The organism is Nostoc sp. (assembly GCF_036919555.1).
Classification (GTDB): domain Bacteria; phylum Cyanobacteriota; class Cyanobacteriia; order Cyanobacteriales; family Nostocaceae; genus Nostoc.
In genome coordinates this window covers 121,573-132,350 of the sequence record NZ_JBALCS010000022.1, presented here as the reverse complement: position 1 = coordinate 132,350, position 10,778 = coordinate 121,573, and the positions used below count along the sequence as shown (strand labels likewise).

General features: G+C 42.3%; 8 protein-coding genes and 2 pseudogenes. 1 reads left to right on the top strand and 9 read right to left on the bottom strand.

Annotated elements, in window-relative coordinates; translation table 11 throughout:
- Positions 1-316 precede the first annotated feature (316 nt).
- From V7K36_RS08205 to V7K36_RS08185, 6 genes and pseudogenes are all read right to left on the bottom strand, one after another.
- A pseudogene (locus V7K36_RS08205) lies at positions 317-777 on the bottom strand (transposase); the annotation flags it as partial.
- 2 nt (positions 778-779) lie between these two features.
- A pseudogene (locus V7K36_RS34055) lies at positions 780-995 on the bottom strand (transposase); the annotation flags it as partial.
- Between the two features lie 75 nt (positions 996-1,070).
- Positions 1,071-2,459, bottom strand: a complete 1,389-nt coding sequence (hisS, locus tag V7K36_RS08200; protein ID WP_335114729.1) for a histidine--tRNA ligase — start codon at positions 2,457-2,459, stop codon at positions 1,071-1,073.
- A 328-nt stretch (positions 2,460-2,787) separates the two neighbouring features.
- Positions 2,788-3,237 carry a DUF3598 family protein gene (locus V7K36_RS08195; RefSeq protein ID WP_335114727.1) on the bottom strand — a complete coding sequence of 150 codons (450 nt, stop codon included), beginning with the start codon at positions 3,235-3,237 and terminating at the stop codon, positions 2,788-2,790.
- Between the two features lie 245 nt (positions 3,238-3,482).
- Positions 3,483-4,904 carry an aldehyde dehydrogenase family protein gene (locus V7K36_RS08190; protein WP_335114725.1) on the bottom strand — a complete coding sequence of 474 codons (1,422 nt, stop codon included), beginning with the start codon at positions 4,902-4,904 and terminating at the stop codon, positions 3,483-3,485.
- Positions 4,905-5,006: 102 nt separating this feature from the next.
- On the bottom strand, positions 5,007-6,050 hold the full coding sequence (locus V7K36_RS08185) for a nitrilase-related carbon-nitrogen hydrolase (RefSeq protein ID WP_335114723.1): 1,044 nt from the start codon (positions 6,048-6,050) through the stop codon (positions 5,007-5,009).
- Positions 6,051-6,334: 284 nt separating this feature from the next.
- On the opposite strand from V7K36_RS08185, the gene V7K36_RS08180 reads away from it, so the two are divergent.
- On the top strand, positions 6,335-7,264 hold the full coding sequence (locus V7K36_RS08180; protein ID WP_335114721.1) for an NmrA family NAD(P)-binding protein: 930 nt from the start codon (positions 6,335-6,337) through the stop codon (positions 7,262-7,264).
- Positions 7,265-7,349: 85 nt separating this feature from the next.
- On the opposite strand, the gene V7K36_RS08175 is transcribed toward V7K36_RS08180, so the two are convergent.
- The 3 genes from V7K36_RS08175 to V7K36_RS08165 all read right to left on the bottom strand — a co-directional run bounded on the left by V7K36_RS08175 (position 7,350) and on the right by V7K36_RS08165 (position 9,842).
- The gene (locus V7K36_RS08175) at positions 7,350-8,114 is read right to left on the bottom strand and encodes a red chlorophyll catabolite reductase (protein ID WP_335114719.1); all 765 of its coding nucleotides are present in this window, start codon (positions 8,112-8,114) and stop codon (positions 7,350-7,352) included.
- On the bottom strand, positions 8,095-8,271 hold the full coding sequence (locus V7K36_RS08170) for a hypothetical protein (RefSeq protein ID WP_335114718.1): 177 nt from the start codon (positions 8,269-8,271) through the stop codon (positions 8,095-8,097). Before V7K36_RS08170 ends, V7K36_RS08175 begins: the two co-directional genes overlap by 20 nt.
- A 203-nt stretch (positions 8,272-8,474) precedes the next feature.
- A complete protein-coding gene (locus V7K36_RS08165) occupies positions 8,475-9,842 on the bottom strand; it encodes a PQQ-dependent sugar dehydrogenase (RefSeq protein ID WP_335114716.1) in 1,368 nt (455 codons plus the stop codon).
- Between the last annotated feature and the right edge of the window lie 936 nt (positions 9,843-10,778).

The following is a 10,778-nucleotide window of genomic DNA, read 5'->3' as shown; positions in this document are numbered from 1 at the left end:
TAGGGGTAGCCCTACGCAAAAATAGCTCGATGCCAGGTTTAATTTTACAAACTAAAGCCCTCTAGCTCACGTCATTGCTAGGGGGCTTTAGTTTACGCGTGATTCGCCGCAAAAATTGCGGTAAGCGAGGACGGCGCAAAAATCTTAACGGGGCGACGTGGACGGGTCAATGTCATGAGAGGAATTCGAGAAGTAGATCGAAAACGGGCATTTTTTTTTAAAGATGAGTGAGATATCTTTTATTGAGCAGTTGCAGCAACTAAAGAAATTAATTAGGGGTTGCTAAAAAAGTATGAAAAAGCAAGATAAGGATTGCTTAGCAATTCAAGCAAGGATAAAAGATAAGTTTTTGTTGCCTGCGATTAGCCAAAACATAACTTTCAATAATATGAAACTGTAAAAAAGGTGTAGTTTTCAAAAATAGACATAAAAAAGAACTCTTACAGCGTGACACATGAGTAGACAGGTTCATGACTAAAAAAGTAATAGCAATTGCAGTTTGAGCTATTTTGAGAAAGTTTTGCCATCACTCGGTTGAGGCTAAATCTTCTTTTATCTTGTCCAAATTTTCCCTCAATACAATTACGAATCCTCTCGTGTTCTAAAGCTTGTTTCTTTTTTTTTACTAACATTCTCAGGGGGTCTTCCCAACGGGAGTCCACTAATTCTAATACCTCTTTCTTTGCACCAAGCCCGATTCTCCCTTGTACGATAAATTTTATCAACGTGAACTGATTCTGGATAATAACCAGTGTATTTCTTAAAAGCTTCTACTTGTATGATGCATCAAATGGAGTTTCATTACTAGAAGATGACATCCCTATAAAGTACTGTAGATAAGGATTCTCCTTGATTTGTTCTACTATTTCTCTGTCGCTTATGCCTAATTTTTCTTTAATTATTAATGTACCTAATGCCATCCGAAACGATTTCGCAGGTGCTCCCATTTCCTCGGAGAAAAATAAAGCATATTCTGACTTAAATTCCAACCAGGGTCAGTAGATGAGTTGAAATCTTTACTAGATAAGCTAAATCAAAGCTGTTGTAAAATTTAGAACTTTCATAGTTTATTAGCCAAGCCTTCTTTTAACTTCCTCAGCCAGATTTACCAGTAACACTTCTACTTGCTCACCTGTTTTCAAATCTTTGAGCGAGGACTTTTGTGTTGCTGCTTCCTCAGAACCAATAATTACGCAAAATTGAATTCCTTGTTTGTCAGCTAGCTGAAATTGTTTACCCAAGGGGCGCTTATCAAAGTTAGTTATAACATTAATTCCAGCCTGACGCAGATGTTGAGAAACTTTTAAATAAGTTGGCATTAAATCATCTTGCATATTCACTACCATCAACTGGGCTGGTGTCACAGCTAAAGTACTAAGAATACCAGCTTTTAGTAAACGACTAATTAAGCGAGTTAAACCAATAGAAATGCCTACACCAGGCATTTTTTCGCCCAAAAATACTCCTACTAACTCTTCATATCTACCGCCAGAACAAATACTACCTAATGCTTCATGTCCTAATAAGGTTGTTTCGTAAACTGTGCCAGTATAGTAATCAAGACCACGGGCAATGGATAAATCAATACAGAAACGATTTTCGGCAACTCCGAGATTACGCACGCCTGCAATTACTGTTTCTAATTCGGTAACTCCCAGGTTCAATTGCTCAGTTTCTGATAGGTTTTGCGCGAGGTGATTGAGCTTATCTAATACTTCATTAACAGAACCATCAATTTTAATAAATTCAATAATCTTTTGAGCTTGTTCTGCTAAAATGCCCTCTTTTTCTAAATCTTGCTTTACTTTATTTTCACCAACTTTTTCCAGAGTATCAACAATACCAATACACGATTTAATTTTGTTTTCAGCAATTCCCACTGACTTAAAGAAACCAGTAAGAACTTTGCGATTATTGATGCGAATCAGAAAATCACCAATATTAATTGCTTCAAATATCTCAGTGATAATTGCAGGCATCTGAGCATCATAGAGCAAGCTGAGTTCACGACGAGCAACTACATCAATATCGCACTGACGAAACTGACGAAACCGCCCATCTTTCGCCCGTTCTCCCCGAAAAACCACATCCATTTGGTAGCGGGCAAAGGGAAAGGTTAATTCATTCAGGTGACGGGCAATATAAGCCGCCAAAGGAACTGTTTGATCAAACTTTAAAGCTCTTGCTTCCGAACCAGTTTCGCCCGATTTATCTCTCTCGGCTTGTCGATTTGGTGGCAGGATAGGATCAATGCCATAGATAATATTGTCGCCTTGATTGCCTTTAGCTTGCAGCACTTCTAAACGTTCTACAGCAGGTGTTTCAATGGGCGTAAATCCATAGCTTTCAAAAACTCTACGGATGATATCTAGCAAATATAATTCTAGACGCTTTTCGCTAGGAAGAAATTCTGGGAAACCGCTAGGAGTAGAAAAGTTTATTTTGTCACCTTTTGCCATGGGTGTACCTTACTAAATTGAGATTTGAGATGAGAGTTATACCGCAATACGGTTCAGTTAAGGCTAAAACTCTTTGTGAAAGTAATTTTTTTTAACGAACCGCAGAGGCGCAGAGAAGCCAGTGCGTTGGGCGGGTTCCCCGACTTGAAGCAACTGGCGCGACACAGAAAGAAGGAATAAATGCTTGACTGAACTGTATTGAGTTATACGGAATCCGCCGGAAGCATCTCACTTTTGTAGAAGGCTCTTTAAACCTCACCCCAACCCTCTCCTTACTAAGGAGAGGGAGCAGAAATCTTATTTCCTTGCTTGCTAAGGGGAGAAATTACTATTTTAGCCGTTCTTCTTGAATTAGGGTGCGTTGAAAGATTTGATTATTCTTAAACCAATGCCAAGTGCGGGCACGATTGTTATTGTCAGGACTAATGTAGATCATTTCATATATGGTCATTTCTGGGTTTGTCTTATAAGCAAACCACAAAATAACAACTGAATCATCGGCTTCCCAAGCCTTTCCTTGAATGCGATCGGTGTCAAACCAGAGTTTATTATCTTTATAGCTTCCAGGAAATTCATACTCTTCTCGTTTGCCATCAGACCAATTGTAGCGATTGATTTGGTAGTAAGGATGAAGTCCATCTTCTGGAAATTGACAAGTTAAGTGAGACTCATACTTGTCGAGGATTTTTCCTGCTGTATCAATTAATGTATAAGTTCCTACCCAATCTCCTTCATGACGAACAAGTACGGGCATTCCTTCTCGAATATTTGAAGTCATTGCAATTCACCTCTTAACAACTGTAGGTAAGGCTGACAACACAAGCTAATAATAATAGATTGAGCGGGTAAGCAGTGCATACCCTACAAAAACTGCTGAATTTTAGCATTGGCATTGTAAGTTGATGTATTAACATTATAAGTCGATGCTATATACCGCTTCTAAAAACTTACCTTCTGTTTGTTGACAGTATTTATGATGATCGTCGTAATATCCTTCCCTCAACTTTCGTAAAGTGGGGCGCGTCAAGCTTCATTATCAAACCACCAAGGGTCATTAGTAGCGTTAGTTTTGATCAAAATAGCTTTTTTTCGCATGAAGCGTTTTAGCGCCCCTGCACCCATACGTGACCCTCCCAGACCAGAGAATTTAAAGGCGTTTTTCTCTCCGTCATGTATCATGGCGGTGAGTCCAGCATCGTTGATACTGATGCCACCTGCATCTATCTGGTGGGCAACTTCTAAGGCTTCTGCTTCTGACTCGGCAAACACAGCAGCACTCAATCCATAAATTGAGTCGTTCGCTAAAGAGACTGCTTGCTCTACTGTGGAAAAAGGCATCACTGGCATAATCGGGCCAAAAGTCTCTTCGGTCATCACTTTCATGGAATGGTCAACTTGGGTGATAACTGTCGGACGACACCACCAACCCCCACCTAAGTCTTCAATTACACCCCCGCAGTGAATTACTGCTCCCTTTTCAACTGCATCTACGAGATGGTCGCTAATAATTGCTGCTTGTCTTTCGGTGATGATGGGGCCAATTTCCCCACTTTCAATTGTAGGGTAGGCTAGCCCAAGGCGATAAGCTTTGGCTACTAGTTGATGGTAAAACTTTTCAAATATCGATTCAGCAACATAAATTCGCTCAATTGAGAGGCATGACTGTCCGGTGTTGACGACGGAACCCCACAATATTGCTGAGGTTGCTAATTCTAAATTGGCTGATTCCAAGACGATCGCCGGATCTTTTCCTCCTAATTCCAAAAAAGCTGGAATAAACTGTTTAGCAGCAGCTTCTGCTACTTTTCGCCCTGTGGCTACACTGCCTGTAAAACATACCAAATCTACATTTTCAATCAAAGCAGATCCGGTTGTGCCTGCTCCTTCAACAAAAGTTAATACATCGTGCAGTTTGGGAACGGCGTTGAGTGCTGTAATCATTGGTGCTACGAAGCGGGGAGCGATTTCACTGGGTTTGACAATCACCGCACAACCCGCCAACAATGCCGGAATGGTATCAATGGTAGACAGTAACAGGGGAAAATTCCACGGGCTAATTATCCCAACTAGGGGATAAGGAACCGATATTTGTTGCAAGGCGATAAACGGAATGGCTGTATTTTTTGCAGATTCTTGCAGCAACTCCGGCGCTAACCGACACCAGCGATCGATGCTAGAGAGGAAAGAATCTATTTCTAATACTGAGACTGACAATCTTCCTGTATCATTTACCAAAGCTTCCGTTAAGCGATCGCGTCCAGATAATATCGCTTCCTTCCACTGCTGTAAAGCTTCAATTCTCCCCTCTAAACCCAACTGCTGCCAGCGAACTTGCGCTCTGCGGCTGCGCTTACATTGTTGTACCAGCAGCTTTAGAGGCGGTGGGATAATTACGTAGTCAAATTTGCCAGTTCGGGGATTGCGGACTTCTATTGGTTTTGTCATTAGGAGTTATTCAATTTTGGATTTTATATTTTATATTTTAGATTTTAGATTTTTCTTCAATCCCAAATCCAAAATCCCAAATCTAAAATTCTTCTGCCCAATTCAAATTATCCCCAATTTGGTTAACCGCTCAATGGTGGCTTGCTGCGTTTCCAGGAAGTGTTTGCGGTCTACTTCTCCTTCCAGCATAGTATTAGCAGGGTAAAAGTGTGACTGGCGATAACTTTCGGCGTATAGCTCAAACCGTTGGCGTGAAAGTAAATTATTTAACCCCGGTCGGCGGCGATCGCGACGTAATGCTACTAGGTCAATCTCTGCGAATGCTGCCATGCTCTCGCCTGCACCTGTCTCTGCTAAAACGATTCCGCGATGGTCGATGATTTTAGAGCCACCATCAGCCGAAGCAATAGGGATAGCAATATTAGCGATGCCGGCGGTATTAGCTGAAACCACGTATGCCATATTCTCGACGGCGCGAGTGATTTTTGCTGCGTCTTTGGGCGTGAGGTTTTTGTTGTATACTTCCGAGGTGGAATGCACAAAAATCTCCGCTCCTCGCATCGCTAGACACCGCGCCACTTCTGGATACAAAATTTCTTCTGATGCTAAAGCTGCCAAATTACCGATCGCAGTTTTGGCAACGGGGAAAACTCCCTCTAAACCATAGCAGTCAAGATACTTATCCCAAACATCATGGGGAGTCGGGGCAAATAAGGAATTCAGCCGCCGATATCGCAAAACAATTGAGCCAGAGGGGTCAATGATAAAGCAGGTTTGGAAATACAATCCGGGAAAGTTGGGGTCAACTTCGTAGGCATTACCAGCTAAATAGATTTTATGCTTTTGAGCAATTTTACCAAGTGCTTCATACTCAGCCCCAGCCATTTCTATACAGGCTTTTTCTGCCCATCCTAAGAGAGAATCTCCCATCGGGAAACCAGTCAGGAAATATTCTGGCAGTACAATTAAACGACAATCAAAGCCAATGAAAGCGATACTGGCAGCAATTTGTTGAGCTAGGCGGTTGATGGAGTTTTGCATGAGCGATCGCGCTTGGTGGCCATCGCTTGTTTGGTTGACTGCATGACAGGTAACTTGCAGTGCCAAAGCGCGGTAGGATTCTAAATTATCGGTGTTATTGTCCAAAATTCCTCACTAATTCAAAGAATGCGATCGCCATCTCAGAGCGTAGGCGTAGCCCAACCTAGGCATCGTACAAGTTTATCTGTCAACTCAGATCCAAGGACTTTGTTTTTGTCGCCGCGATTTTCCAGTCGTTCGGGCTTTGTTGAAACTTTTTGCTTGGATGTTGTCGGTCTGAGGTCAAAACTTTAAGTTCTGATATTAAATCAGGTTGCTACTTAATTATTATTTGTTTCTTCTGTCTTTGTATAAACTTAATTTAAATAAAGAACTCCAGGTAGAAGAGAATGTCAAATTTCCCCGATCGCACAGAGTCAAACACCGATAAAGTGTTACTCATCGGAGTTACTGGTGGCACAGGTGGAAATGTCGTCAAGGGATTTCTCGAACAGGGAGTTACCAATTTGCGAGTCATCACTAGAGAAATTGACCTGAATCGTCCAACTCTTGCAAAACTCAACGATGCCGGAGTTGAACTGGTAAAAGCCAACCTCGACGATGAAACCTCCCTCATCGCAGCCTTTGCAGGGATTTGGGCTGTTTACTGCCACGCTACTTCTGCGGACTCCGCTAAAATTGACCCGCGAGAGGTGGAGAGAGCAAAGCGAGTTGCACAAGCTGCCAAACAAGCTGACATTAAGCACTTTGTCTATAATTCCGCAGGTGGGGCGGACAGGAATTCCGGAATCCCCCGCATTGAGCAAAAGTACCAAGTGGAGCAAATTTTTAAAGAAGCTGGCTTACCGACTACTATGTTGCGAGCCTGCTTGTTTATGGAGGAGTTTTGGAAGAAGTACACGCGACCTTCCATCCTCAAAGGTAGTTTCCCGTTTTCTATTCAGCCAGACTTGCCCCTTCATCTAATTACAACGAAGGACATGGGGCGCGTTGCTGCCTACGTAATCAAACATCCTACCAAGTATATTGGTCAAGAAATTGAGCTAGCTGGCGATGTCCTGACTCCAAAGCAGATGGCAGAGGCATTCTCCCAAGCGCAGGGGATGAAAGTTGTCTACAAAGAGACACCCGCCTGGATTTTCTTACTCTTGCTGCAAAGGGAACTGTTTGATTTGATTCAGTGGTATCGCAAACAAGGTTATCAAGCCGATGTCCAGCGTTTACGAGAAGAGGAGTTTCCTAGACTTCTGACCACATTTAGGGAATTTCTGGCAGAAACCAACTGGGCAAATGCCCAACTCACCTACGAGAGTTTGTGATCGGATTAGTACACTATGGCAAAAGTCTACCTACCTTTAACCAGTTGCTGTCAGCAACTTGTCATGTCCAAAATTCCTCACCAATTCAGAGAATGCGATCGCCACCCCAGAGCGATCTTACAAGTCTATCTGTCAATTCCGATCCAAACATCTGTGCGGCAAATTTATTACCTGGGTCACGTTCAGCACTGATCCGGCGTAGCGACAAATCACGATCTGCCAAAACATCCCGTGCATCTTCAGTTACAGGTTCAGCTGCATCTACCCAGGTTAGCCAGCGATCAAGTGTTTCATGTGCAAGTGTGCGAGTTAGTTCGAGGGTATCAAGAGTAGGTGCGCCTGTGTAGCACAAGCTAACAGGCGATTGAAATAGGCGAACATACACACTTTTGCTGGTAAATACCTTTAGGCGCGAATCGGACTGCAACTTCAAGAATGTTTGGTTAACTGGCTCATAGTAGCGATCAAGATATGCCAAATCGCTTAAAAGCTCAGTCCGGGGAATGTAATCTATATAAAAGAAAATATTGGGAAGTGTGCCAAACTCAAACGCTAAATGAGGAACCTGGATATGTGACTTCAACCAAGTGGTGAGACGCATGGTACTGAAGTTTGAAGTTTCAGGGTTTCCTAGCCATGAATGAACTAGCCAGTCAATTTCTGACCCAACAAAAGTGGTCAGCGATCCATTGATATTGTCATCGAGACTGCGGTATTGCTGTAAATCTTGTGTAGAAGGGTCTGGATGTAACTCAAAACGAGCCTCCAGTTTTTCGTGGAGTTCCTTTGTAATTCCCCACAACTGCTCAAATACAGCTTTATTGTCTAGATCAGTTGGTTGCTGAGTCATAGTTTGAGTTTGTTGCTTTTATATAGACTTTGACACTTTCCCCATCTGTGATCAGGGCGAACATCTGTGCGTTGCTACCAAAGCCTATATTACATTGATGATAGCGATCGCTATCATCATTTGTGACTGGATTCAAATCGGCTACGACTAGACACATCAACCTGATCCGTAATGCCCCTGAAATAGCAATTTGGCAGCGTAATTATTACGACTACATATTATTAGAATGCTCGTTGAAAACCCTTGAAGATGTGTCCATGATCCAAATACGTTGGTAGGGACACAGCAATGCTGTATCCCTACGATAAATCTATATGTATCAGGGTTTGTGTGAAATGGGATGAAATCTGGAAATCATTTTTATCTCGGCGTGTAGGAGAGCCTGTAAATCGTGCCGCTGTAGTCATCCGAGATTAACAAATTACCCTGCTGATCCACTACCGTATCCACGGGTCGCCCCCAGAAATCTTGCGTTCCTGGAATTACCCAGCCGCTAACTAAATCTATCTGATTCCCTGGGATCTTGATCGTATTCTCCCAGGGAAAGTAAGCTATTTTATAACCTGTTCTCTGCTGCCGATTCCATGAGCCGTGCAGCCCTACCAATACCCCAGTTGAGTACAAGCTAGGAAACTTCGTATTTTGTAAGAAGGTTAGTCCCAACGGAGCCGAATGCGCTTGGATACCTCTGATAATCTTGTCCATCGCATTGCAATTAACATGTCCATCAGCATTGAACTGAGAGTCGCGGTCGAAGGGCATATAGTAGGAGCGATTTGACGTGTCAGGATTGGGGTTGCAGAATGGCCAACCGTAGTTACCGCCATCTCGGACCCGCGTGAACTCCTCTGGCGGGTGGTTGTCTACGTAGGACGGGACAACCTTACCGTAGTTGTTAGTGGCATCCTTGAAGGGATAGGCGATGTTATCTCGATTATTAACGGCTACCCAGAGGTCATTTGTGCCAGGGACGAATGCCAGTCCTTCTGCATTGCGTAAACCTTGGGCAAAAAGCCGCGGATTGCTTCCATCAGCGTTGTACTGGTAAATCGCACCCCGCCGTGGGTTACTGACAGTATCTGCCACGCAGGCGTTGCATGTCGAGGCGATCGACACGTATAGTTTGTGGTTGGCATCGAGTGCGATATTTTTCAGTTCGTGACCGTAAGCACCTTTGAGTTCGAAGGTGCTGCTGTCTGGTAAGCCAGCGACGACAACTTGGCGATTCTGGGCGGTTATGTCTCCAGATTTGTAGATAAAGCGGTTAATTTGATTACTCTCAGAGATATAAATGTATGTGGTGTTATTAATCGTGTGAAACACAATGCCCTGCGGATTGCGTAGACCTGTCACGAAGTCAGAAATAATTGGGTCTTTGCTGCCATTTGCCCTGACAATCAGTACTTTCCCGGTACTGGGCTGCGACACTAGAAGATTGCCATTGGGAGCAACTGCGATAAAGCGGGCTTTCGGAATGCGAGCATAAACGGAGATGGAGAAGTTGGGCGGCACTTTCAAGTAACGGCTAATATTGAAAGGCCAATAGCTCATTGTATTAGAAACCTGAATCTTGGTGTCAACAGACGCGGCTGCTGGGATGGCCAACGCTGGGGTGGAAAGAACCTCCAAGGGCATCACAGTAGTAAGTAGAGCGAGCAAGCTAACTAGCCGCGCAGATACTATCCGTGCGAGCCACTGTTTTGGCTGTAGGGCAAACAGAATTGACATTTTCAACTTCCTTTTGATGTGGATACTAAAATAGATAACTACACTTAAAACTGTGTTTAGAGCCTTAGTTGTAGCAGCAGCAACGCCAGAAACGCTTTGACTGCACTCAGTTATGATAATGAAGTGTTGAGTGAATTAAAAATTACTCAATACTTATCTACTTGATGAAGTAACCCTACTTACACTAGTTATCCTTCCAAATTTGAAACTGTTTATTTCCCAAGAAAAAATCAGTGAAGATTTCATTATTAATTAATTTCTATCAATTCAGAGATAGCTTTTTTAAACTTATGCTAGTTGTTAAAGTATAGGGCTGGCAAGAAGTTGAGCCTATTTGCTACTACTTATGCAAAATTGTCTGAAAAACCTGATTTTTTATAGTGGTAATTCATGAATTACCACTAATTTAGGTTGTTGCGTAAGTCCTGTTTGCCAATAATCTTAGTTAAAATCGATGATTAAAGGTGATTACAGTTAATAGACCAGTCCGAAAATTCACTTGACATAAACCAAGAAAATAAATGCTATCTCTGTTGAATAAAATTAATTTTCCTCAAGGCTAGTACGGATTAAATAAAATCCTAAATCGGGGAGTTACTCAAAATTAAACAACACTATCTTTCGCCCTTAAATTATCAGAAACTATATTAAACCCTCATCGCTGCATTGTTTGAAAACATCTAAATATTGTCTAAAACCCTTAAATAGACTGGGTTCTAAATTTCCGAAAAAGTCTAATTATTACCCGAATATCTCTGAATTGCAGGTTTGATTGATTAATATTGCTCTTGTCTAGATTTAACTAGCATATATAGAACTCCGGTTTGATTAATCAAAAGTTTTTAAGATAAAAGCTTCACTGGAAAATTTTTTAATCTCAGTATGCTTTCAAAATTCAAGTCCGATTCCTATATTTACTTACATACTATTGAGATA